The following is a 23,740-nucleotide window of genomic DNA, read 5'->3' as shown; positions in this document are numbered from 1 at the left end:
GGAGCACTAATGGCAAAGCCAAAAGAGAATAAAACAGAAGAACCAATTGAAAAACAACTTTGGAAAGCGGCAGATAAGCTTAGAAAAAATATTGATGCAGCGGAATACAAGCATATTGTGCTTGGGCTCATTTTTCTAAAATATATTTCAGATGCATTTGAAGAACTTCATACAAAACTAAAGAGCGGCAAAGGGGATTATGCCGGAGCAGACCCGGAGGATAAAGACGAATACAAAGCAGAGAATGTTTTCTTTGTTCCCGAAAAAGCGCGCTGGTCATATTTACAATCTAAAGCAAAACTTCCTGTGATTGGAAAGGAAGTAGACAATGCAATGGATGCAATTGAAAAAGATAATCCTTCTTTGAAAGATGTTCTCCCAAAAGTATTTGCTCGTGGGAATTTAGATCCTACTAGTTTAGGTGGACTCATTGACCTTGTGGGTAATATCGCATTAGGCGATGCAAAGGCAAGAAGTGCTGATGTTCTTGGTCATGTGTTTGAATATTTTCTAGGAGAATTTGCATTAGCAGAGGGAAAGAAAGGCGGACAGTTCTATACTCCTAGAAGTGGAGTGGAATTACTCATTGAAATGCTTAGACCATTTAAAGGAAGAGTCTTTGATCCTTGTTGTGGCTCTGGCGGTTTATTTGTGCAATCGGAAAAGTTTGTATTAGAGCACCAAGGAAAGTTAAATGATATTTCCATTTATGGACAAGAAAGTAATTTAACAACCTGGCGATTGGCAAAGATGAATCTTGCAATTCGTGGCATTGATAGCTCTCAAGTAAAATGGAACAATGAAGGTTCTTTTTTAAATGATGCACATAAAGATTTAAAAGCAGATTATTTAGTGGCCAATCCTCCGTTCAACGATAGCGATTGGAGCGGAGACAAGCTTCGCACTGATGGACGTTGGAAATATGGTAAACCTCCAGAGGGTAATGCCAATTATGCTTGGATACAACATTTCTTGTATCATCTAAGCCCAAACGGACAAGCAGGCTTTGTTCTCGCCAAAGGATCATTAACCTCTAAGACCTCAGGCGAAGGAGATATTCGAAAAGCATTAATAGAAGCTAGACTCATTGACTGCATTGTAAATCTTCCCGCAAAACTATTTTTGAATACCCAAATTCCAGCTTGCCTTTGGTTTCTAAATCGTAATAAACCTGCTGCAAGAAGAGACGAGGTTTTATTTATAGATGCGCGTAATCTTGGTCATTTAATTAATCGAAGAACCAAAGAATTATCCAAAGAAGACATACAACAAATAGCCGCTACCTATCACAATTGGAAATTGGGAAATACAAAACCAGTAAGGGCGACTCGCGAGTCGCCCCAACATTACGAAGACATCAAAGGATTTTGTAATTCTGCTTCTGTAGATAGAATTAAAGAATTAGATTTTGTATTAACCCCCGGACGTTATGTGGGACTACCTGATGAGGAAGATGACTTTGATTTCAAAGAACGATTTACAGGATTACAAAAAGAATTTGAAGAACAATTAAAAGAAGAATCTAAACTCAATAAATTGATTCTAGAGAATTTGAAAAAGGTCAAAGTGTAGTGGATAATCTATGTAGGGAACGGTTTGAAACCGTTCCGTTCATCGATAAAGGAATATTTATGGATATAAAATCATTAGCCCAAGAGATAACAAAAATAAAAAAACAAGCGGATGAATTAGGATTATTTACTCATGATAGGGATTTGTTGGAATGCAAGTTTTGTGGTTTAATGGAAGATGTAACATTCGAAGGAATTTTGATTACCTACTTTAATAAGGAAGATATTGAATATCATAAAATGAAAGATACTGGTAAACGTTTTATTGAAACGAATGATCCAAATATTTTTATATGTCCAGAATGTGGGAATAATGCTGAGTTGCCGGAAGTGGGATTTGAGTAAGAGAATTTATAACCCGGATTTTAATCCAGTCGAATTCGACGGGTTTAGAAAACAGGCGGGAATGAACTATTATTTTAATAACCTCGAATTCGATGGAATTAAAAATTAAAGAGAGGTTTTATTGGAAATGCTATTAAAAAGCCAAGCTGATTATTTGATTCAAATCCCTAAGGTAATTATTGAGGACAATCAAAAAATGGATTATAAAAAAATAATTCCTAAAGAGCCTTTCAAAGAAAAAATTTACATGGTATCAGAAGATTATAATTCATTTATGTGGGAAATTGATGAGAGTGATAAAAAAGCTTTTAAATTTACTTTGCATTTTCAAGAAGATGATGAACACATACCTTGCTTCGGATTGATTATAATAGCAGGCATAAGAATCCTGAAAAAGTGACAGACAAAGTTCCAGAAAAGTTTCGACCGTTTACTGGACAATGGCTAGATAATTACCCCGGTCATATTCATCATTATATTGAAGGGTTTGCTTTGAAATGGGCAATTCCTTTAGAATTAGATGATTTTCCTGTGAAGGAAATTAAAACCTATGATGATATATTTTTATCTGTCGAATCTTTTAGTAGACTGATAAACGTAACGACTAAACTTAATTTAGAATTTCAAAGGAGGATGAACCTATGAATTGGATGAAAGATTTAATGGATGAATACTATACTTTTTTAAAAGAGAAAACTATTATTACACAATCAACTACGGGTTGGGTAACGATTAGCACTCCATTTCTAAATATGTTTAATGATTCTATAGAAATTTATGCAAAAAAAGACAATGGGAAAATCCTTTTATCAGATGATGGAAATACTTTAAAAAATTTAGATTATTACGGAGTATCGTTTTCTCGTTCTCCGAAAAGAAAAGAATTTTTAGAAAATATATTATTGAATTATGGTATTTCTATAAAAAATCAAGAATTGCTTGTTGAAACGAATGAATTAAATTTTCCACAGAAAAAATTGAATTTATTATCTGCCATATCAGAAGCGAATGATTTATTTTCTCTTAGCAAGCAAACTGTAAATTCTGTTTTTAAAGATGATGTAAAATCATTTTTGGATGAACAAGACTTAATCTATACATCCCATTTTATATCTAAGGGAAGTGTTGGTCTTGAATTTACTTTTGATTTCCAAATTGCATATCGTAAAACTGAAATTGTAATTAAAGCGTTTAATTCAGTGAATAAGATGAATTTGCCGCAATTTTTATTTACATGGGAAGATATTCAAAAAGTCAGAGAACGTTTAACGGGTAAAAAAGTGATTGGTCTTGCGATGATTAATGATATAGATAAAGAAGTAAGCCAAGAATACATAGAAGCTTTAGATAAAAAAAATACGTTAAGTATTCTTTGGAGTGATCGCCATAAACCACAAAGTATTCAGAAGTTAAAAGAAGCTGCTTAGGTTAAAGACAATGGATAACAAAAAAGATATCTTCCGATATACCGTTCGCGATCTAATAGAAATATTAAAAGACTTTCCGCCAGATTTACCTATTCTAACGGATGGATACGAATCAGGTTATGAAAATTTGGAACCCCCTAAAATCATCAAAGTAAAATATGAACCAGATAAAAATTATTATGATGGAGAATTCCAAGAACCATATAAAGAAGAACAGGAAGTATTTGAAGTAGTTCTGATCCAGAGAAAGATTCGTAAGATATTGTGACGGATAATGGTAAATAATCAATTGGAAATAAATAGATGAAAGATTGGAAAGAATGTAAATTAGGGGATGTGGCGGAAATCCAAACCGGACCATTTGGTAGTCAATTACATATGAGTGACTATAAATTAAAAGGAACTCCTATAATTACCGTTGAGCATTTGGGGGATAATAGAATTATCCACAATAATCTTCCTTTAGTTAGCGATGAAGATAAGGATAGATTAAAAAAATATATTTTGAAAGAAGGTGATATAGTTTTTAGTCGTGTTGGTTCTGTAGACCGTTCCGCGTATGTCCATAAAAAAGAAAACGGTTGGATGTTTTCAGGACGTTTATTAAGAGTTCGGTCAATGGATAATTTAGTGTATTCCCGTTTTTTATCTTTTTATTTTTGTCAGAATCTCTAAGAGATACAATGCATGATTGCTGTTGGGGCATTCTACAATGCCATCAATCAATTTGGTTGTAAAACCTAGAAATCCTCCTCCCCCCTCTCCCCGAACAACGCGCGATAGCCGCTATCCTATCAAGTCTTGATGATAAAATAGATTTACTCCATCGCCAAAACAAAACACTAGAAGCAATGGCGGAGACTTTGTTTAATGAACAATTTGTAATGAATAATGAACAATGGAAGATAGGAAAGTTGGGAGATGAATTTGATTTTACGATGGGTCAATCTCCTCCGGGTGAAAGTTATAATGAAGAAGGTAATGGTGTTCCAATGTTTCAAGGCAACGCAGATTTTGAATTTCGTTTTCCTTCAAATAGAATCTATACAACGAATCCTACACGATATGCAGAAAAATATGATACATTGATTAGTGTTCGTGCTCCTGTTGGCGCGCAGAATATGGCATTAGAAAAATGTTGCATTGGAAGAGGAGTTGCTGCGTTTAGATACGGAAAGGATAATACATATTATACTTATACTTATTTTAAATTAAAATCGTTAATGAAAGAAATTAAACAATTTAATGATACCGGAACTGTCTTTGGTTCTATAAGTAAGAACGATTTTGAAGAACTTAACGTTGTAATTCCTCCGCAAGACGAAATCGAGAATTTTCAAAAAGAAGTAAAACCTATTGATGATAAAGTAATTACTAATTGTATACAAATCCGCACACTAGAAAAACTCCGCGATAATCTATTACCAAAGCTAATGAGCGGCGAAGTGAGAGTAGCCGTATGAATGCTCTCCGTAGTAAGGGCACGAGGCATCGTGCCCCGACACTCGAAAAACTCCGCGACAATCTATTGCCAAAGCTAATGAGCGGTGAAGTGAGAGTAGCTGTATGACTTATAATCCTGCCATTCATCACCGACGATCTATTCGATTGAAAGGATATGATTATACGCAGGCAGGATTTTATTTTATCACAATGTGCACACAAGACCGAGAATGTTTATTTGGAAAAATTATAGATCGAAAAATGATTTTAAGTGATGCGGGGCTAATGGTGGAAACCGTATGGAATGAAATTCCCCAATATTATATTGATTTCGATATTCATGCATTCATCGTAATGCCCGATCATATCCATGGCATCATTGAAAAAAAATCCATGCAATATCCCGATGTAGGGGCAATCCCCCGTGATTGCCCAAATTCTGATCCCCGTGATTGCCCAAATGATTCGCCAAATGATTTGGATAATAATGATAATCCGCAAATTATTTTTAATAAAAATGATTACCCAAATAATATTGATAGGGCAGGCACGGGGACCTGCCCCGACGGTGTATTGATGAGCATTCCCGATATTGTGCAACGTTTTAAATCATTAACAACCAAACGATATACCGATGGCGTTAAACAAAAAAATTGGAAACCATACAATGGAAAATTATGGCAACGAAATTATTATGAACATATAATTCGAAATGATGAATCGTATATTAGAATATCTGAATATATAAAAAATAATCCGCAAAACTGGAAAGGGGATAAAATCGAAAATCGTCATTCGCAAATAGAAGGTGTTAAACAAAATGAACGATGAATTAAAACAGCAAAATTTTATCCTATACACAGACGAAAACGGAAACGTTAAGGTTGATGTGTTTATTCAGGATGAGACTGTTTGGCTGACGCAAAAAACGATGGGACAACTATTTGGAGTTGAAAGCCATACGATTACTTATCATTTAAAAGAGATATATAAAACAGGCGAATTGAATGAAGAGGCAACTACTCGAAAAGTTCGAGCAGTTCAACAGGAAGGAAAGAGAAAGGTTTCTAGAGATTTGGATTTCTACAACCTAGATGCCATCATCGCCGTTGGTTATCGAGTCAATTCCTATCAGGCTACTCAATTTAGAATCTGGGCAACAAAGACACTCAAAGAATTTATCATCAAGGGTTTTGTATTAGATGATGAACGATTAAAGCAGGGAAAGCATTTTGGGAAAGATTACTTCGATGAGCTATTGGAGCGTATCCGCGAGATTCGTGCAAGTGAGCGAAGGTTTTATCAGAAGATCACAGACATCTATGTTCTCTCTGCGGATTACGATAAGAATTCTCCTGTTACGAAAGATTTTTTCTCAATGGTTCAAAACAAATTACATTGGGCGATTACCGGAAAGACTGCTGCTGAAATTATTTATGATTCTGCTGATGCTACAAAAATTTACATGGGACTTACGAACTGGAAGCAAGCTCCCGATGGAAAGATTCTCAAGTCTGATGTTACCGTTGCAAAGAATTATTTGAACAAAGCACATATTGAAGAATTGAATAGAATTATTTCTGCCTATCTTGACTTAGCAGAGAATAGAGCCAAAAGGCAAATAGCCACAACAATGGAAGAATGGGTAAAATTTTTACATAGTTTCCTAGAACTTTCCAACTACAAAATCCTTTCAGACAAAGGAAAAGTTTCTATGTTGGAAGCAAAACTAAAAGCTGAAAAAGAATTTGAAACTTATAGAATCACACAAGATGAAAATTATATATCAGACTTCGACAAAGAAATTAAGCGGATAATGGGGGAAGACAAAGAATGAATAAAAAGAAAGATTTATTTAGATACAATTTTCCTAAAGAAGGTGTCGATGGGTTCGATGGATACACATATACAAAAATATTTGGAGGCGATTCATTAGATGAAGCATATGATAAATTAAAAGAATTTTTAGAGAATAATGGCTATGCTGACATCCCAGTTCCGAACGATACGGATGAATTGTATTTGTTGTTTGGATCAGATGAAGAAGAAAGTTATAAGCATAATCCAATTTCTATTAGTTTCTCACCCTACAATAAAACCGAAATATGGTTAACACTGCATAATGAAGAGTTTCCGAATCATCTGCTGATGTTTCATGAACAATACGATCCAGACAAAATGAACGATTTAAAAAATGTTCGGGCAACTCGTGCAATTGAATTTATAGAAGAAAAAAGTAAAGGAAAAACAATAAACGTTAAATGTATTTCTATTTCGGAACTATATGCTATTAAAGATAGTTTGTTGAAATTGAACCTAGATAAAACTACTATCGTCGCTTCTTTATTACAAGATGCTTTTTCTTCTAACCTAGTAACTGAGGATGAAATCAAAAAAGAATTTGGGAAAGATGTTTTAATGAAAGTAATTCAATATAGTAAATCTATTTTTTGAAAAGTGCTATGAATAACTTACCATATAGAGAAAAGCAATGAGCGAGATTATATCAACTAAAAGTATTGGTCGTGGTTTTGTAGATATAAAAGAAGATTTTATTCTTATTGAAGAACCGATGTCTCGTATTGTATTCCAAGCGCAAATTCATTCAAAGGGAATACGTGGGCATGTAATACGTCAACGAAGAGAATCAAATGATGATATTTGGATTTCGGATAAAGCTATCGACATTCGAACATTAGGAAAAAATGAATCCATTCATCTGGAGCTACGAACAGAAGCCACCAAAAATCTATATATTGCTCTTACTCAATTAATAAGCATTCTAACTGAGCGAGGAATTGAATACGGGTCAAATACATACGCTGTTGTAGATCCCAATAAGGTCATTATAACTGATGATAATAAAATTGAATATATAAAAAAGATTTTAGATGCAGGCTATAATGAAGAATTATTGAATTCGTTAGTTGAGGCTAATCCCCCGTTACTTACAAAAATGTCTTATGCTAAAATAATCTCAGATAGAAAAATAGTATTAGAACAATTTGAAACGTATTTAAATGAAACAAGAACAGAACAGGAATGGCAAAAATTCTTTAAGGATAATCAATGGATATTTGGATATGGACTTAATTATCAGTTTCTTAATTTAATTACAGACCAACCTACATATGCAGGAGCAGATTATACTGGAAGTGGAGAACAGCGTGGTGATTATCTAATGAATACAGAAGCTAACAATAAATTTACTGTTTTAGTAGAAATTAAAAAACCTCAATCTCTATTAGTGCTAAACGAAGAATACCGAAATGGAGCTTGGAAGTTAAATAATGAATTAATGTGGGCAGTTTCCCAAGTGCAAATAAATTGTAGCTCTTGGTTTAGAGATGGTTCAAGAAGAGATGCAGCTAGAGATGATTTGGAAGGAGAGGATATTTATACTTATGATCCAAAAGGTATCTTGGTTATGGGATTGACTAGGCAATTGGATAATAGAAAGAAAATACAAACATTTGAGGCATACAGACGAAACCTCCATAATCCTGAGATCATTACTTTCGATGAATTATATGAGCGAGCAAAATTTATTGTAGAGCATAACGAGAATGCTCCCTAACCTAACGCATAATCTATGGATAAACTAAAAAATCTCATAAGCCAATATAGACGATGGGCTCCTTTGGAATTATATACAGAAAGAATCGAAACGTATATAAATTCTGATTTTAGTCAAGCACTTGAGAATGTAAAAGCATTATTAGAATCGATAGGTAAAGAAATATGTTCATCCAAAGGAATTGAACTCGACAGTGCATCTAGCATAAATGGAGTTTTAAAGAAGGCATTTTCATCTATTGGTTACAATGGTGATAGCATGGTTACTCAAATTTCAGGCTCGTTAGCAAATATAGGTCAACAAATTGGAGACCTTCGTAATGAAATCGGAGCTACTGCACATGGTCGTTCCTTGAAAGACTTACAGGAAAGAAATGATAGAGTAGATGAATTCACGAGAGAATTTTTAATTGATTCGACTACAATAGTTGCGTGCTTTTGATACGAGCATTTGAAAATGAAAACCCAGGTATTAGTGAAACGGAAGAAATAAAGCTAGTTTATCTAGAGAATGAAGAGTTTAATAATAATTGGGATGACCTGTATGGAGAGTTTGAGATGGGAGAATACTCATATACCGCCAGTGAAATTCTGTATAATGTGGATTATCCTGCGTATGCTACTGAGCAAAAAGCTTTCTTGGAAGCTGATAAGGAAACAAATTAAATGAATAAAATCACCGAATCTGCAATTGAAAAATTCACTATCGAACTCTTAGAGAAACAAGGTTATGAGTATATCTATGGACCGACCATTGCGCCTGATAGTGATTTGCCGGAGAGACAATCCTTCGAAGATGTATTACTCTTAGAACGAGTGAAGAAGGCAATGGATAGAATCAATCCAACGATTCCAAGTGATGCATTGGAAGATGCTTTAAAACAAATTCAACGACTTAGTTCCTCTGAACTCATTTCTAATAATGAAGCGTTTCATCGAATGTTGACAGAAGGAATAAAAGTTAACTATCAGAAGGACGGAAATAGTCGAGGAGATTTAGTTTGGTTAATTGATTTTAATGAGCCTGAAAATAATGATTTTGTTGTATTGAATCAGTATACGGTGATTGATAGTCGCCATCTATCACATTCATCTAATTCTAATAAACGCCCCGATGTTATTTTATTTATAAATGGATTGCCGTTAGTCGTAATTGAATTAAAAAATCCAGTAGATCAAAACGCCACGATTAGTTCTGCGTTTAAACAATTAGAAACATATAAAGCAATGATTCCATCTTTATTTACTTATAATGCATTGCTTATTATTTCAGACGGTTTAGAAGCAAAGACTGGTTCAATTTCTTCTGCCTTTAGTAGATTCATGGCTTGGAAAACTATGGATGGTAAACAAGAAGCTTCTCATTTGATTGGACAATTAGAAATTTTAATCAAAGGAATGCTTGGTAAAGAAACCCTGTTAGACCTTATCCGCCATTTTATAGTATTCGAAACTTCGAGGAAGGAAGATAAAGCTGGCATTACAGTAATTGAGACAGTAAAAAAAATTGCAGCGTATCATCAGTATTATGCGGTCAATCGAGCTGTAGAGTCTACACTTCGAGCTTCTGGGTTTATAACTAAATCGCAAAAATTAAATGATAGTCTTACTGTGCATTCTCCAGAAATGCATGGATTAAAAAGTTCACAGACGCAAAAGATCGGAGATAAAAAAGGCGGAGTGATTTGGCACACACAAGGAAGTGGGAAATCTCTTTCCATGGTTTTTTATACTGGTAAGATTGTCTTAGCAATGGACAATCCAACTGTTCTAATCATTACAGATAGAAATGATTTAGACGATCAACTCTTCGATACCTTTGCTTCTGCAAAACAACTATTAAGACAAGAGCCAAAACAAGTTGATAATAGAGAACAGCTAAAAGAATTATTAAGAGTAGCCTCCGGTGGCGTAATTTTTACTACGATTCAAAAATTCCAACCAGAAGAAGGTAACGTTTACGAAACATTATCCGAGCGTAAAAATATTATCGTCATAGCAGACGAAGCACATAGAACTCAATACGGCTTTAAAGCAAAGACAATAGACGATAAAGATGAGAAAGGAAATATCATTGGTAAAAAAATCGTTTATGGATTTGCCAAGTATATGCGAGATGCACTACCGAATGCAACCTATCTTGGATTTACTGGCACACCTATAGAAAATACAGATGTGAATACTCCCGCAGTTTTTGGAAATTATGTGGATATTTACGATATTGCGCAATCCATCCATGATGGAGCAACTGTTAAAATATTCTATGAAAGTCGTTTAGCCAAAATTAGCCTCACAGAAGAAGGCAAGCGATTGGTTCAGGAACTGGAAGAAGAACTTGTTGAAGATAATGGGGCTGATGACTCTACCGATGTAAGGAACGGTTTGAAACCGTTCCCTACAACAGATGAACCGTCCCGGCATAATGTATTATCCCAACAGGCTAAGACTAAATGGACTCAACTAGAAGCTTTGATTGGAAGTCCTAATCGAATTAAACAAGTTGCAAAAGACTTGATTACTCATTTTGAACAAAGACAAGGAGTAATCGAAGGAAAGGCAATGATTGTCACCATGTCTCGCCGCATTGCAGCAGAGCTTTATAAAGAAATCATTTCCTTGAAACCAGAATGGCACAATGATGATTTGTCTAAAGGAAAGATTAAAGTGGTTATGACTTCCGCCTCTTCCGACGGACCAACGATTGCAAAACATCATACTACGAAAGAAGAACGAAGAAAATTAGCTGAAAGAATGAAAAATTCAGATGATGAATTAAAATTAGTCATCGTTCGTGATATGTGGTTAACTGGATTTGATGTTCCTTCTTTGCATACGCTATATATTGATAAGCCTATGAAAGGTCACAATCTTATGCAAGCTATCGCCCGTGTAAATCGGGTTTATAAAGATAAAACAGGCGGACTCATTGTAGACTACTTAGGAATAGCCTCTGATTTAAAAAAGGCACTTTCTTTTTATGCAGACTCAGGAGGTAAAGGCGATCCACTAGTCCAGCAAGAACAAGCAGTAGTATTGATGCAAGAAAAATTAGAAGTAGTTTCTCAAATGTTTACTGGCTTTTCTTACGAAGAGTATTTCACAGCAGAAACGGGAAGAAAACTCTATTTGATATTAGCCGCAGAGGAACATATTCTTGGTATCGAAAATGGAAAGAAACGTTTTATAGATGAAGTAACTGCATTATCAAAAGCTTTCTCCATTGCAATTCCACATGACAAAGCAATGGACGCAAAAGATGAAGTAGCCTTCTTTCAAGCAATCAAAGCAAGGTTAGTAAAATTTGAAAGCACAGTATCAGGACGAACCAGTGAAGAAATGGAAAGTGCAATTCGCCAAGTCATCGACAAAGCGTTAGTAACTGACAAAGTAATCGATGTGTTTGATGCAGCAGGTATTAAGAAGCCTGATATATCGATTCTATCAGATGAATTTCTCATGGAAGTAAAAAATATGGAGCATAAGAATCTTGCTCTTGAAGTATTAAAAAAATTACTCAATGACGAAATCAATTCCCGCACAAAAAAGAATTTAATTCAAAGTCGCACGTTAATAGAAATGCTTGAGGCTTCCATTAAAAAATATCATAATAAAATACTCACTGCCGCAGAGGTTATCGAAGAACTCATTAAATTATCGAAAGAAATTCAAAACATGGATAAAGAGCCAAAAGAAATGGGCTTATCCGATTATGAATATGCATTCTATACTGCTATAGCAAATAATGACAGCGCGAGAGAAGTCATGGAAAAAGATAAACTACGTGAACTTGCTGTCATCCTATTTCAAAAGGTAAAAGAGAATGCATCTATCGACTGGACAATAAAAGAAAGTGTAAAAGCAAAACTTAAAGTAATTGTTAAAAGAGTCTTACGTCAATTTGGTTATCCGCCCGATATGCAGATGCTTGCAACGGAAACCGTTTTGAAACAAGCGGAATTGATAGCAGAAGAGTTATTGAATGGATGACGCCTAATCCCTCTTACCCTCTCCCCTCAACTCTCTATACAAATCCCCGGACTTGATAGAGTCAGCAAAGTCTTTAGCACTTTTTTCAATGAATGCTTTATCGACGAGTGGGGATATAGCTTCTTGCTCTTCGTTCTTTCCAACACAAAGGAGATGAATAGTATACATGAAATGGGATACGGATGTGAAGTATATTTTAAAAAATTCGAACCAATACTAAAGCTTATCCCTATCTCTACATATGCGTATCATTTATACGGTTACCCTCATAAAATTTTCCGCTTCCCATTCTTTTACTCTTGACTTTATAAGCTAAATACGGATAATATTAGTTAGGTGCCATTTTTACACACCGTTTTGTATTTAAATTTAAAAGGAGATTATTAATGATAAACAATTTTGAAAAAATTAAAGAACAACTGAAAGAGCTATCTGAAGTGGTTAATTTGTTTAAATCTGAAGCCGTCCAGTTGCGAATTGTAGAACTTGTGTTTGATAGTGAACAAGCAAAAGAAGAGGCAGTTGGAAACGTTCAATCTAATCCTAGAAAAAAGGGGAAAGGTAAAGAAAAAAAATCAACTCAGTCCAATCTGAAAGAAAAGAAGACAAAGCCGGTGTCTGTAGGAAACGGACCAGTGGCGACACTATCAGAGTTAGCGAATTCAGATTTCTTTAAAAAGCCTAGAACCATTAATGATATTATAGAGCATTGCGACCGGAATTTAGCGCGTCGTTTCAAAACAAATGAAATTTCAAGCAAACTTGCTAGAATGGTTAGAAATAAAGAATTAGAGCGAACAAAAAATTCAGATAATCAGTATGAATACAAAAAATAATAAAACTTTAGAGGAAGCACTGAAAAATTTACCTCAGGGCTTTAAATCTAAATTAATAAAAGAATATACAGATTTCAAAAGAAATTGTTCAGAAGCAAGATTTGAATCTGCTGGATTATCAGCAGGAAAATTCTGTGAAATAATTTTAAGATTATTACAAGAAAAAGTCTTTGGTAAATTTACACCGTTCGGAGAGCAGATTGGAACATTTGCTGATGAATGTCGTAAAATAATAACAGCCCCAGCTTCAAAGGCGGTAGAATCAGAAAAAACTGTTATTCCACGAGCAATAGTTTTACTTTATACTATTCGTAACAAACGCGGCATAGGACATGTTGGCGGTGATGTAGACGCAAATTCTATAGATATATATTTAATGAAATCCATAGCGGATTGGATAGTCTGTGAGTTAATAAGGATTTACCACAATTTATCATTAGAAGAAGCCCAAAGCATTATTGAAAGCATTGCGATTAAGGAACTTCCATCTATCTGGGAAGTAGGAGGAAAAAAAAGAGTTTTAAAAGAAGGTCTTTCTAAAACAGATGAAACTCTTTTGCTCCTTTATTCTTCTATGGAAACAGGCATTCTAATTGAAGATATTTTTAGTTGGACTGAATACTCAAATATGAATGTCTTTAAAGAAAAAGTAATAAAAAAACTTCACTCTAATCGGTTAATAGAGTATGATAAAGATACAGAATCAGTCTATCTTTCGCCGAAGGGAGCAAGATATGTGGAAGAAAAAATATTATAGAATGTAAAAACGGCACCTAACTGCGAGTATCCACTGCGGTAACGGACTATATCGGAAGCTGTCCGTCACCTCGCTCCAAGCCAGCTTAGTTGTATTAGCCTCACTTTGTATTTTATTTGTCAAACGCAAGCAACTCCATTCATTCAGTTACTAAAAAATCCGGCGATGTAAGTTTTTATTCTCTATAAAAAAAGAATTTTACAAAATTTTCCAGACGTATTATTCTGAATAAATGAAACAAATTTTTATTTCTCTCTTAATGTTTATTTTCTTTTCTTTGGCAGGAACAAATTTATCTGCGCAAACAATTGAGAACTCGTCTCATAGCACAGTAGGATATATTAAAATGGATGGGACAATCGAAAATGCCTTTCATTCGACATCTGGATATATCAAAAATGATGGAACAATAGAAAACTCATCTCATTCAACAATCGGTTATATTCGTAATGACGGTACGATTGAAAACTCTTCCCATTCAACGGTAGGTTATGTGAAAGCTGATGGAACAATCGAAAATTCTTCTCACTCGACGATTGGATATGTGAAAGCGAATGGCACAGTTGAAAATTCTTCTCATTCAACAATTGGGTATGCCCCCCCAGGCGTAAGACGTGAATGGGTAGCAGTGGTATTTTTCTTTTTTAAATTTAATTAAAAATAAGAAAAGATTGGAAGTGATAGAAAAAGAATAAATCCTATTTTTTCGTCATCGTCCTAGATATTAAATAAAGAAGGTAACAAAGAGTAGCCAGAAAGCAAAAAAACATAAAACAAATGCCGTATAACGCAATCTCTTTTTCCTTCTCAAATTATATATTGAGAATAACGCCTCTTTGCCTTACTTTTTCCTGAATAGAATTAGAGTATAGACTCAGTTACTTTTGTAAAGCAAAAACAAAGAACCCCACAAGAGTCTTAATGGAGCATTGGCGAAGTGTTAAAAAGAAAAAGCCTGAGCTGCGGGTTTTTTCTTTTTTTTGCTTACTTTTTTTCTTTTTTCCCATAAAAAAGAAAAAAAAGTAAGAATTAGTCACCCACGCTGGGAAGCGGTATAAAAAAGAATCCCCCCGCTGGGAAAGCGGTATAGAGAGAGAATCCCACTCTGGAAAGAGAAAGAAAAGAGAATCTCAAAAGTGTAACTTTTGAAAAAAAGAAAGTCTCAAGAGCGTAGCTATTGAAGGAAAACTCGAATTATGTCGATAAAATATTTATGAATAAATCTGTTGAAACCTCCCTTTTTAATCTCAAAAAAGATCTCGGCGTGTATGTAAAAGATTATTGCTTCACTGGTTTGAAAGGTGGAACAGAAACAGAGGATATGGACTATGATGAGTTAAAGCTTTTATCTCTTCTAGGGAGAGATTTATTGCCTGTTGTCGTAAAGATTGGGGGACCGGAGGCAAGAACAGATATTCGCTTTTGCAAATCAAACGGAATAGACGGAATTTCTGCTCCTATGATTGAATCTCAATACGCACTCAAGAATTTCATTTCCACTTTGAAAAATCTAATCCCACCAGTTCAATATGAAAGCCTTTATAAATCAATGAACCTTGAAACGATCACAGGTTATCGAAATATTCTAGAAATTGCAGACTCTAAAGCGTTTGAGGAACTAAACAATGTAACTGCTGCACGCTCTGACTTGTCTGCGTCTATGGATTTAAGTCCAGATGATCCAGAAGTAATGCGAGTAACGACTCAGATTATTAAAATTTCTAGAGAGCGTGGAAAGCAAACCTGTGTTGGTGGCACAATTACTAAATCAAATTTCTTCATGATTGCAGAAACAGCAAAGCCAGACCAAATCAATTCCCGTCACGTTATGGTTAGCGTCAAAGATGTATTAGATAAAAAAATAGACGACGTTGCTGAAGGAATGCTTTCTTTCGAAATGGATTTATTTGATGTTCTAGGTCAACTAAAGCCAGAAAAAGCATATTACTATAACAACCGAATCGAGTTAAACCGCGAACGAATCGGTAAACGCAAAGTGCTTTATTCTATTCGATAAAGTTCACAGATAAAAAAAACAAAAACATGAGTGCAATTTACTGTAAATTTATTTGACATTCTTTATTGCACTCTCTAGTTTTGGTAGGATGAAAACAATCACTCTTTCCTTACTCATCCTATTTTCCCTTTCGTTTTGTAGTTTAATTCCCGGTATTGATACAATGGATGGATATACTGCAAAAAAGAAACTCCTAAATGCGGCGAATAGCATAGATCGAATTTCTGTTGGAATCGTTACTGGTTCGGCAGCTTCCTCTACTATCGTGAATATGATAAACACCATAGTTCTTCCCGCAATTATCAGTATTAATGCTAATAAATACTATGATAAAGCATCTGTGCAAGATTGCGTATCTAAGATCAATTCCATTACAGGACTTATCTTAGGCGGAGCCACTACATTGCCGCTTTGCGATATCAAGGAAGCCAGCTTTATTGATATAGGTCCTATTAATTTAATCAACGGAAAAGAAGCCGAAGTAAATAACACTCTTGCCTTTCTTTTACTCTTTGGAGGTGGCTCCGATGCAGGAACGGCAACAGGCACTGGCACTGGAACCTCAACTGGGACAGGAACTGGAACGTCTACTGGAACGGGAACCGGCACATCGACAGGAACAGGAACGGGAACATCTTCTACACCTGCGGCTTGCACGACTTCCGGAGCGACTGATGGAACAATTCAACAACTTTCTTTTTCTGTCGTTGATGCAGAGTATGATTTGGTTAATAATAGAATTGTATTGGTAGACTCTGCTAACAAATTCCATTATTACAATCCATCTACGAATGCAGACTCTACTTTAACCTTAAATTTTGCTCCCTTAAATGTAACAGTTAGTCCTGATGGGACAAAAGCAGCAGTCGGTCATGACGCAAACGCCACACTCATCAATCTACCTGGAACTACTTTAGCAAGAGAGGTTGCCACTGCAATCAAAGCAAATGATATTGCGATGAACAATGTCTATATTTATATTAGTAATAGCCTTAGCACTTGGGGACCTATTAAGAGCGTTACCTTCGCGGATGGGGCAGTCACCAATCATTCAGGAACTACTGTATACCCTACACACTTAACCCTTAACTCTGCTGGAAACTCATTGTATTTGATTGATACAGCATCGTCACCTGTTGATATTCGAAGAATGAGCACAGCGGTAAATCCTCCCACTTACTCCTATGACTCGATTTATCATGGGGATCATAGTATGTGCGGACCTATATGGCTTGCGAAAGATAACAGCAAAACATTCAACTCCTGTCTCACTGCATTTACCGTTTCTGCTACACAAGGAAGTGATATACAATACGCAGGAAAATTAGATTCAACAACCTTTCTAAGAATCCAGCATTTGAATACGGACTCTTCGCAAATTTTTTTCATTCCAACCAACTTGTATTTTTCTAACTCTACGTTCTCCGATGGAACCAAAGTATCCAATGAATACGTTTATCGCCATGGCTTATCGAATTTAGGCTTTCTCTCCAAGAAGACTCTACCCTGTTTTACATCCGCTGGAAGATCTTACAAAACAGAAGGCAAATTCGTATTCGTCAACAGTTCTAGCACAGAATACTATGTAATCGTTAAACCAGACGCTAACTCAGGAAATGTAAACGACCAAATTATAAAATTTCCTTATTAATCGTTAATAAGAACCGCAGAAACGATAATACTTTGTTTAGATTATGATAAAAAAAAGCATTTTCTTATCATAATCTAGTAAATTTATTATTGACAAGATAAAAAAAGTCAAAACTGAATCAAATGTCTCTCCTATAATGCAAAAAAATGCGAATATTGTCATTAAATTCATTCCAAGGATTTCTCTTGACGATAATTAAGAATGTAAAATTGCTAACAATGAAAAAGCAAAATCGGGAAATTGTATGCTAGATATTAAACTGAATATTATCTCTTTAGTGGGGATGTATATGCTTTGCATTGTTGCATGGCTATCATCGGAAAATAGAAAATTAATTCCTTGGAATACAATCAAGTGGGGCATTGGGATTCAATTTGTAATGGGATTCCTTATTTTTGTGTTCCCGATTACACGTATGGGCGTTGAAGTATTTGGAAATGCAATCAATTTCCTTTTAGAAGCTTCCGAGGCAGGAGCAAGATTCTTATTCAGTGGATTAATCGTTCCACCAGTGGATAAGGTAATGGTAAAACCAACTGATTTAATCAACCCACAAACCGGGATTGTAGACTACTCTTACATTGTAAATCCAAAGACTGGATTTTTTGAAAGAAGTAGATTAGAATTAGGATTCATTTTTGCCTTTCGCTCTCTACCACAGGTAATCTTCTTCTCTGCTATCATAACTCTTCTTTATAGAATGAATGCAATTCAACCAGTCGTAAACTTTTTCGCAAAGATATTTCAAAAAACACTCGGAACAAGTGGAGCCGAATCTCTTTCGGGAGCAGCCAATATCTTCGTAGGCATTGAGTCTGTTGTAGCTGTAAAGCCATTTCTACTCAATATGACTCGAAGTGAACTCTGTGCGATTCTAGCGAGTTGCTTTGGATCTATTTCCTCAACAGTGCTTGGTATGTATGCAGGATTCTTACGACCGACCTTTCCGACGATTACAGGTCACTTAATGGCAGCGTCCTTTTTGACAATTCCTGCTTGCTTCGTTATCTCTAAAATCATGATCCCTGAGACAGGAATGCCAGAAACAATGGGCGGAGTTCCAGCAGACGTAGAGGATCCAAATGAAAAGAAACCTAGTTACATGGACGCCTTGATTTTAGGTGCGCTAGACGGTGTAAAGATGGCTGTCGGTATTGCTGCCGTGATCATTGCGATTCTAGGTTGCGTTGCCTTGGTCAATATGCTTTTTGCAGGACTTGCCTCTTTGCAAAATCATGAAAATTTCATACTTCAATTTATTGGAAGAATCTTTAAAGTAGTTTCTCTTGATAATATCTTTGGACTTTTGTTTCTCCCTCTTACTTTTTTTACCGGTGTTTCGTTAGATATGAATGAAATCTGGCAGTCTTCTGTTCTAATTGGTCAGAGACTTTTACAAACATCCATTCCTCCCTATGTCAAGCTCGGAGAGCTTTCTCGTGCAGGAGAAATTTCTGACAGAGCAATGCTTATAGTCAGCTATGTTCTATGCGGTTTTGCTCATATACCTTCGATAGGAATCTTCGTTGGTGGACTTTCTAATCTTGTTCCTTCTAGAAGCAGTGAGATTAGTTCCATTGCCTGGAAAGCTATGTGGGCTGCAACGCTTGCTACTCTTATGACTGGTTGTGTTGCTGGTATATTTGATTTTGGAAGTCCTGATGTAATTGGTATCAAACCAAAATAAAAAAAGCTTGCTAAAGATGAATCATAAATGTTCTTCATACAGAATACCAATTCTTGTATGAAAAACATTCTCTTAATTCTATACCTATTTTTATCCGTCTCCTATTGTAAAAAGGAGCCAGATAAAGTCGTGATCGAAAAACAATATCTGTATACCGATTCTTTAAGTGGAACAAGTATATACGAGACCCCTGAAACAACTAGCTCAATCCTTGAATCTATCCCTCATGCTACTAAGGTAGAAATCATTCCTGAAAACCCTGCCTATACGATACAGCCGGATACAACAATCAAATGGAGAAAGATTTCCTTCAACGGTAAGACTGGTTGGGTCATTGATTCGTTTCTAAGTGCAAAAGTAGAAAAACATTATTTCAGCGTTGTAACGACTGCTGGAATTCTTCTTCGAGAAAAACCAGACGCAAAATCGACAGTAATCTCAACGATTCCATTTGGCTACATCGGGGAGTTTTACAATCAATCGAAAGGCAATGTCATTTTAGAAAAACAACCTGGCTATTGGATAGAGACGACTTACAATGGAAAAAAAGGTTGGATATTTTCTGGCTCTGTGGATATTTCTAAAAACTTCCAAACCTTAGAAGAACGAAATGGAGAATTCGGCAATGAAGGATGGTTCTATCGTTTCTACAGCAACTTGGAAGAATCTAAATTAGAAGAAATTGATTTTGATTTAAGCACTGTTGAAAAGACAGCTAAGATTATAAAATACGAAAATCATCCCTATACGATTTACCAAATCCAAAGACAAATTGCAGAAGATGATTGCACAGGCAAAGAAAGTCAGGTTATTTTTAAAAACAATATCACAGGAAAAAGCTTTGGAAATAGAGAAATCTTCTCAGAGACAGTGGTAGAGCAAAATTATCCTCTCGTAAGATCAGTTTATACAACTTCTGTTCCTCAGAAATGTGGATGCTTGATCCAAGACTCTACGATTTATTTTCTACTTGATGATAGAGTCCTCGCGACAACTTTTAATAATAAAAACACAAAAGCCTATTGTGAATATGGAACAGTTTCGAATGTAGAGGTAGAAAGAGAAAACCGATATGATCTAGCGCATAATACCGTTTACATGTATCTAAAACTACCGGAGTGTCAACCAGATGAAAAGATAATTCTATTCGGTGGAAGGATTACGGACATTAAAAAATTTAGGACAGATATGTTTGTTTCTCTCAAGCTAACCAACAAAGAAGTCATAGTAGAAAAGTTTTATCAAAAAGCCATACCTGAACAATTTCTATCTGCTTGGGAAAATGCAAGTAAAGAGCCAACACCCGCGAAGGAATAATCAACATTATGCGAATAGGGATTGATATTGGAGGAGTCATCATTGCACAAGATACGGATGAGCCTGATTTATTTTTCACAGATAATTTTTTAAGAGCAAAGTCTTTCCCTAATTGCTTTGAGACAATCAAACAACTCGTTACAGCATACGGAAAAGAAAATGTATTCATTATTTCTAAATGCGGAATTGTAGTCCAAAAGAAATCCATGGAGTGGTTAGAAAGCCAATCCTTCTTTTCAGTCACTGGCTTTGATAAAGAAAATATTCACTTCTGCTTTGCCCGTCACGAAAAAGCAAGCATCGCAAATCATCTAGATTTGAATGTCTTTATTGATGACCGTTATACAGTTTTAAAATACATGCTCACCTCAGAACAACCGGAAAGGCTAATTCTATTTTGCCCCACAAAACCAGAACAGGAATTAAACACAGCCCATCCCAATAACAAAATCCTACAAGTCGAGTCCTGGGATGAAATTGAAAAGCTATTGAAAGTATGAATAGAACAAGTCATTACTCAAAAGGCTGCACAATAGTCGATATATGATAGACCTATTTTTAAAAAAATAACCGAGCAATGGGTGCGTTATGCGCCATTGAAATCAGTTGATGTGGGATTAAGATTTTTCCTATGGAGAAGGATTTAGGGGAATTGTATTTTTGAGGTTACTTCCTATCGCCTGTCGGCTAGTTGTGGGGTGTAATATAAATTACTCCTTGACATCCATTATTTTTAAAATTTTAATAAAAGTCAGGCATAAGCAAAATGAAACTTCTCATCGTATTCTTTATTTCTCTTCTTGTTTCTTGCGGGAAATTTTCAAATGTAAGCGGGGACGACAATTCTATCTTCCAAAATTTTACCCTGACGCTTTTTCGAAACAACAAGCTCACTATCGGTGGCACTGCACTCAAGGGAATTGTAAAGAATGCAACCGTTACTATTAGTCCCTTAAATGCGGACGGAACGTGTAATAATACAAACGTCTTAGCTTCAGGAAATACTGACAATAATGGGGATTATTCTCTGACTTACAATCGAACAGGATCAGCAGTTTGTCTCACAGTTTCGGGCGATCCAAGTGGAAACACAAAGATGTTTGATGAGAAAGAAAGTGCAGACTTAGCTCTTACTTCTAATTCTAATTTTAAGCAGACAAGCATTATCGTCGAGAGTAAACTTACAGGCAATACCTCCAAAAGACAATTGATCTCTCCTTTTTCAAACCTGCTTGCGAAAAGGCTACAGTATTTGACTAAACAATCTGGATCAAACACAAATCTTGCTACTCTACATACAAAAGCGAGCAAGGAAGTTGTAATTCGATTTGGGCTCTCTACTCTTTCTTCTGCATCGGGAAGAGCTACTACATCTTCCATCAATGAAAATGATTATCCAGAGCTAGATGATATTACCTTAAATTTGAAAAATCCGACTGATCTTCTCTCTTCCAAAAGTCTCTCTGTGTTAGCCGGCATTTCTTATCTTGCCAATAAGATAAAGACTGGATCGAAGACAACTCCAAACGATATCAACACTGTCATCGAAGCCCTGGCTACAGATTTTGAAGATGGGCTATTTGATGGAAAAGGAAGTGATGGAAAGCCAATCACCATCGGAGCAGGTGCAAATATTATTTCATTCTCAAGTGCTCCGTTGACTACAATTCTTTTTCCTGCCATTGTAAGCTATGTGCAGGAAGGAGGAATACTCACTGCGGGAATATCGGGAACCTCTCCCATTACAATTTCTACGGCACAGATTACTAGTCAGACTCAATTTGTAGACAATGCCATTATTCTATCAGGAGCAGTAACACCAACAGCGACAGGAACAGGAACACCAACAGGAACTAGCACGGGGACAGGCACGGGAACAGGTTCGGGCGCAAGTCCAATTAGTCTCAGTTACACAGGAAGTCCTTATTTCTTTCCTATGAACATTCCGATAACACCGATAACTCCAAATGGAGGAGGAACTTTTACAAGCTGCACTGTAAGTCCTAGTTTACTTGCCGGGTTGAGTCTAAACAATACAACCTGTGCTGTTAGTGGAACTCCAACTTCCTTACAGAGTGCTGTCAATTACACGATTACGGCAACCAGTTCCTCTGGAAGTGCATCAGCAACGATTAGCATATCCGTTACCTCGGATGGTTCGGCATGGACAGCTAGAACCCTGCCTCTTTCACAACAATGGTATTCAGTCGCATATGGAAGCGGTGTCTTTGTCGCAGTGGCATGGTTAAGTGCAACTGCAGCAAGCTCACCAGACGGAATCACATGGACATCTAGAACAATGCCTAGTTCTTCTGCTTGGAAGTCCGTTACGTATGGAAATGGCACTTTTGTTGCGATCGCACAAAGTAGCACCATTGCCGCAACTTCGCCCGATGGGATTAATTGGACATCTCGAACTCTACCCAACAATGTTCAATGGATATCAGTAACTTATGGAAACGGAGTGTTTGTTGTAGTATCACAGGGAAGCTCAACTGCTGCAACTTCACCCGATGGGATTAATTGGACATCCCAAACACTGCCTAGTCCTGCTCAATGGATGTCAGTCGCCTACGGAAATGGTGTTTTTGTTGCAGTGGCAGGCGCTCCAAGCACAACTGCTGCGAGTTCCCCAGATGGAGTCACTTGGACGGCAAGAACTCTACCAAGTTTCTCTCAATGGATGTCGATCACGTATGGAAATGGAGTTTTTGTTGCAGTGACAGTTGGACCAAGCACGGCTGCCGCAACTTCACCCGATGGAATCAATTGGACAGCTAGGACCCTACCCAGTTCTGCTAGCTGGTATTCCGTTTCCTATGGAAGCGGTATTTTTTCAGCAGTAACAAATAGCACGGTGGCGGCAACTTCACCCGATGGAATTAATTGGACAAACAGAACTTTACCAATTTCTGCTAACTGGTATTCTGTTACCTATGGAAATGGTATATTCGTAGGAGTTGCTCATACCAGCACCTCCGCTATAACTTCTCCGTAACGAACTTTATCGCAAAGTCAAATTGCTCCCCACGCAATTAAATTCGGTGGTGTGGAATATATAGTTTTTACATTTGCGATTTACAACCTTATTTTATATAAATTACTTGCATTAATACCTTATAATTT

At 36.1% G+C, this 23,740-nt stretch carries 23 protein-coding genes and 1 pseudogene; 23 read left to right on the top strand and 1 reads right to left on the bottom strand.

Annotation, left to right across the window (positions count from 1 at the left end; translation table 11 throughout):
- Positions 1–9: 9 nt before the first annotated feature.
- From IPH52_08940 to IPH52_08875, 14 genes and pseudogenes are all read left to right on the top strand, one after another.
- Positions 10–1,572, top strand: a complete 1,563-nt coding sequence (locus IPH52_08940) for an SAM-dependent DNA methyltransferase (GenBank protein ID MBK7055165.1) — start codon at positions 10–12, stop codon at positions 1,570–1,572.
- A 59-nt stretch (positions 1,573–1,631) separates the two neighbouring features.
- Positions 1,632–1,916: a hypothetical protein gene (locus IPH52_08935; GenBank protein MBK7055164.1), complete on the top strand. Its 285-nt coding sequence runs from the start codon at positions 1,632–1,634 to the stop codon at positions 1,914–1,916.
- A gap of 127 nt (positions 1,917–2,043) precedes the next feature.
- Positions 2,044–2,316, top strand: coding sequence for a hypothetical protein (locus IPH52_08930; protein MBK7055163.1), 273 nt, complete (start codon positions 2,044–2,046; stop codon positions 2,314–2,316).
- Positions 2,313–2,561: a hypothetical protein gene (locus IPH52_08925; GenBank protein ID MBK7055162.1), complete on the top strand. Its 249-nt coding sequence runs from the start codon at positions 2,313–2,315 to the stop codon at positions 2,559–2,561. The genes IPH52_08930 and IPH52_08925 overlap by 4 nt, the downstream gene beginning before the upstream one ends.
- Positions 2,558–3,343, top strand: a complete 786-nt coding sequence (locus IPH52_08920) for a DUF1828 domain-containing protein (protein ID MBK7055161.1) — start codon at positions 2,558–2,560, stop codon at positions 3,341–3,343. The genes IPH52_08925 and IPH52_08920 overlap by 4 nt, the downstream gene beginning before the upstream one ends.
- A gap of 10 nt (positions 3,344–3,353) precedes the next feature.
- Complete coding sequence (locus IPH52_08915; GenBank protein ID MBK7055160.1) at positions 3,354–3,611, top strand: hypothetical protein; 258 nt, start codon at positions 3,354–3,356, stop codon at positions 3,609–3,611.
- Between the two features lie 35 nt (positions 3,612–3,646).
- A complete protein-coding gene (locus tag IPH52_08910; protein MBK7055159.1) occupies positions 3,647–4,018 on the top strand; it encodes a restriction endonuclease subunit S in 372 nt (123 codons plus the stop codon).
- A 71-nt stretch (positions 4,019–4,089) separates the two neighbouring features.
- Complete coding sequence (locus IPH52_08905; GenBank protein MBK7055158.1) at positions 4,090–4,806, top strand: restriction endonuclease subunit S; 717 nt, start codon at positions 4,090–4,092, stop codon at positions 4,804–4,806.
- 103 nt (positions 4,807–4,909) lie between these two features.
- Positions 4,910–5,617, top strand: a complete 708-nt coding sequence (locus tag IPH52_08900; protein ID MBK7055157.1) for a transposase — start codon at positions 4,910–4,912, stop codon at positions 5,615–5,617.
- A complete protein-coding gene (locus IPH52_08895) occupies positions 5,607–6,623 on the top strand; it encodes a virulence RhuM family protein (GenBank protein MBK7055156.1) in 1,017 nt (338 codons plus the stop codon). The genes IPH52_08900 and IPH52_08895 overlap by 11 nt, the downstream gene beginning before the upstream one ends.
- On the top strand, positions 6,620–7,240 hold the full coding sequence (locus IPH52_08890) for a hypothetical protein (GenBank protein MBK7055155.1): 621 nt from the start codon (positions 6,620–6,622) through the stop codon (positions 7,238–7,240). The genes IPH52_08895 and IPH52_08890 overlap by 4 nt, the downstream gene beginning before the upstream one ends.
- Before the next feature lie 37 nt (positions 7,241–7,277).
- Complete coding sequence (locus IPH52_08885) at positions 7,278–8,363, top strand: DUF4263 domain-containing protein (GenBank protein MBK7055154.1); 1,086 nt, start codon at positions 7,278–7,280, stop codon at positions 8,361–8,363.
- A 15-nt stretch (positions 8,364–8,378) separates the two neighbouring features.
- Positions 8,379–9,028: pseudogene (locus IPH52_08880) on the top strand (abortive infection family protein).
- Entirely contained in the window at positions 9,029–12,349 is a 3,321-nt protein-coding gene (locus IPH52_08875) for a type I restriction endonuclease subunit R (GenBank protein MBK7055153.1), read from the top strand. It begins immediately after the preceding pseudogene.
- A 3-nt stretch (positions 12,350–12,352) separates the two neighbouring features.
- Here the strand turns inward: IPH52_08875 and IPH52_08870 are convergent, their stop codons facing one another.
- Positions 12,353–12,517 (bottom strand): hypothetical protein, encoded by a 165-nt coding sequence (locus tag IPH52_08870; GenBank protein ID MBK7055152.1) that lies wholly within the window; start codon positions 12,515–12,517, stop codon positions 12,353–12,355.
- Positions 12,518–12,735: 218 nt separating this feature from the next.
- On the opposite strand from IPH52_08870, the gene IPH52_08865 reads away from it, so the two are divergent.
- The 9 genes from IPH52_08865 to IPH52_08825 all read left to right on the top strand — a co-directional run bounded on the left by IPH52_08865 (position 12,736) and on the right by IPH52_08825 (position 23,612).
- Positions 12,736–13,185: a hypothetical protein gene (locus tag IPH52_08865; protein MBK7055151.1), complete on the top strand. Its 450-nt coding sequence runs from the start codon at positions 12,736–12,738 to the stop codon at positions 13,183–13,185.
- Positions 13,169–13,942, top strand: coding sequence for a hypothetical protein (locus IPH52_08860; GenBank protein ID MBK7055150.1), 774 nt, complete (start codon positions 13,169–13,171; stop codon positions 13,940–13,942). The genes IPH52_08865 and IPH52_08860 overlap by 17 nt, the downstream gene beginning before the upstream one ends.
- 232 nt (positions 13,943–14,174) lie before the next feature.
- The gene (locus IPH52_08855) at positions 14,175–14,600 is read left to right on the top strand and encodes a hypothetical protein (GenBank protein MBK7055149.1); all 426 of its coding nucleotides are present in this window, start codon (positions 14,175–14,177) and stop codon (positions 14,598–14,600) included.
- 555 nt (positions 14,601–15,155) lie between these two features.
- Positions 15,156–15,959: an aldolase gene (locus IPH52_08850; GenBank protein ID MBK7055148.1), complete on the top strand. Its 804-nt coding sequence runs from the start codon at positions 15,156–15,158 to the stop codon at positions 15,957–15,959.
- A gap of 88 nt (positions 15,960–16,047) precedes the next feature.
- Positions 16,048–17,610 carry a TIGR04452 family lipoprotein gene (locus tag IPH52_08845; protein ID MBK7055147.1) on the top strand — a complete coding sequence of 521 codons (1,563 nt, stop codon included), beginning with the start codon at positions 16,048–16,050 and terminating at the stop codon, positions 17,608–17,610.
- A 244-nt stretch (positions 17,611–17,854) separates the two neighbouring features.
- Positions 17,855–19,297 carry a nucleoside:proton symporter gene (locus IPH52_08840; GenBank protein MBK7055146.1) on the top strand — a complete coding sequence of 481 codons (1,443 nt, stop codon included), beginning with the start codon at positions 17,855–17,857 and terminating at the stop codon, positions 19,295–19,297.
- 57 nt (positions 19,298–19,354) lie between these two features.
- The gene (locus IPH52_08835; protein ID MBK7055145.1) at positions 19,355–20,614 is read left to right on the top strand and encodes a hypothetical protein; all 1,260 of its coding nucleotides are present in this window, start codon (positions 19,355–19,357) and stop codon (positions 20,612–20,614) included.
- 8 nt (positions 20,615–20,622) lie between these two features.
- The gene (locus IPH52_08830) at positions 20,623–21,114 is read left to right on the top strand and encodes a hypothetical protein (protein ID MBK7055144.1); all 492 of its coding nucleotides are present in this window, start codon (positions 20,623–20,625) and stop codon (positions 21,112–21,114) included.
- 266 nt (positions 21,115–21,380) lie between these two features.
- A complete protein-coding gene (locus IPH52_08825; GenBank protein MBK7055143.1) occupies positions 21,381–23,612 on the top strand; it encodes a hypothetical protein in 2,232 nt (743 codons plus the stop codon).
- Positions 23,613–23,740 lie beyond the last annotated feature (128 nt).

The organism is Leptospiraceae bacterium (genome assembly GCA_016708435.1).
Classification (GTDB): domain Bacteria; phylum Spirochaetota; class Leptospiria; order Leptospirales; family Leptospiraceae; genus UBA2033.
Note: the sequence above shows the minus strand (reverse complement) of the source record. Positions and strands in the feature narration are given on the sequence as shown.

What these genes read in the sequence shown, in the direction of transcription:
- IPH52_08940 (MBK7055165.1), top strand. Translation starts at nt 10, where the DNA reads ATGGCAAAGCCAAAAGAGAATAAAACAGAAGAACCAATTGAAAAACAA.
- IPH52_08890 (MBK7055155.1), top strand. Translation starts at nt 6,620, where the DNA reads ATGAATAAAAAGAAAGATTTATTTAGATACAATTTTCCTAAAGAAGGT.
- IPH52_08825 (MBK7055143.1), top strand. Translation starts at nt 21,381, where the DNA reads ATGAAACTTCTCATCGTATTCTTTATTTCTCTTCTTGTTTCTTGCGGG.
- IPH52_08845 (MBK7055147.1), top strand. Translation starts at nt 16,048, where the DNA reads ATGAAAACAATCACTCTTTCCTTACTCATCCTATTTTCCCTTTCGTTT.
- IPH52_08895 (MBK7055156.1), top strand. Translation starts at nt 5,607, where the DNA reads ATGAACGATGAATTAAAACAGCAAAATTTTATCCTATACACAGACGAA.
- IPH52_08930 (MBK7055163.1), top strand. Translation starts at nt 2,044, where the DNA reads ATGCTATTAAAAAGCCAAGCTGATTATTTGATTCAAATCCCTAAGGTA.
- IPH52_08850 (MBK7055148.1), top strand. Translation starts at nt 15,156, where the DNA reads ATGAATAAATCTGTTGAAACCTCCCTTTTTAATCTCAAAAAAGATCTC.
- IPH52_08855 (MBK7055149.1), top strand. Translation starts at nt 14,175, where the DNA reads ATGAAACAAATTTTTATTTCTCTCTTAATGTTTATTTTCTTTTCTTTG.
- IPH52_08830 (MBK7055144.1), top strand. Translation starts at nt 20,623, where the DNA reads ATGCGAATAGGGATTGATATTGGAGGAGTCATCATTGCACAAGATACG.
- IPH52_08840 (MBK7055146.1), top strand. Translation starts at nt 17,855, where the DNA reads ATGCTAGATATTAAACTGAATATTATCTCTTTAGTGGGGATGTATATG.
- IPH52_08885 (MBK7055154.1), top strand. Translation starts at nt 7,278, where the DNA reads ATGAGCGAGATTATATCAACTAAAAGTATTGGTCGTGGTTTTGTAGAT.
- IPH52_08870 (MBK7055152.1), bottom strand. Translation starts at nt 12,517, where the DNA reads ATGTATACTATTCATCTCCTTTGTGTTGGAAAGAACGAAGAGCAAGAA.
- IPH52_08920 (MBK7055161.1), top strand. Translation starts at nt 2,558, where the DNA reads ATGAATTGGATGAAAGATTTAATGGATGAATACTATACTTTTTTAAAA.
- IPH52_08935 (MBK7055164.1), top strand. Translation starts at nt 1,632, where the DNA reads ATGGATATAAAATCATTAGCCCAAGAGATAACAAAAATAAAAAAACAA.
- IPH52_08900 (MBK7055157.1), top strand. Translation starts at nt 4,910, where the DNA reads ATGACTTATAATCCTGCCATTCATCACCGACGATCTATTCGATTGAAA.
- IPH52_08865 (MBK7055151.1), top strand. Translation starts at nt 12,736, where the DNA reads ATGATAAACAATTTTGAAAAAATTAAAGAACAACTGAAAGAGCTATCT.
- IPH52_08835 (MBK7055145.1), top strand. Translation starts at nt 19,355, where the DNA reads ATGAAAAACATTCTCTTAATTCTATACCTATTTTTATCCGTCTCCTAT.
- IPH52_08915 (MBK7055160.1), top strand. Translation starts at nt 3,354, where the DNA reads ATGGATAACAAAAAAGATATCTTCCGATATACCGTTCGCGATCTAATA.
- IPH52_08910 (MBK7055159.1), top strand. Translation starts at nt 3,647, where the DNA reads ATGAAAGATTGGAAAGAATGTAAATTAGGGGATGTGGCGGAAATCCAA.
- IPH52_08860 (MBK7055150.1), top strand. Translation starts at nt 13,169, where the DNA reads ATGAATACAAAAAATAATAAAACTTTAGAGGAAGCACTGAAAAATTTA.
- IPH52_08875 (MBK7055153.1), top strand. Translation starts at nt 9,029, where the DNA reads ATGAATAAAATCACCGAATCTGCAATTGAAAAATTCACTATCGAACTC.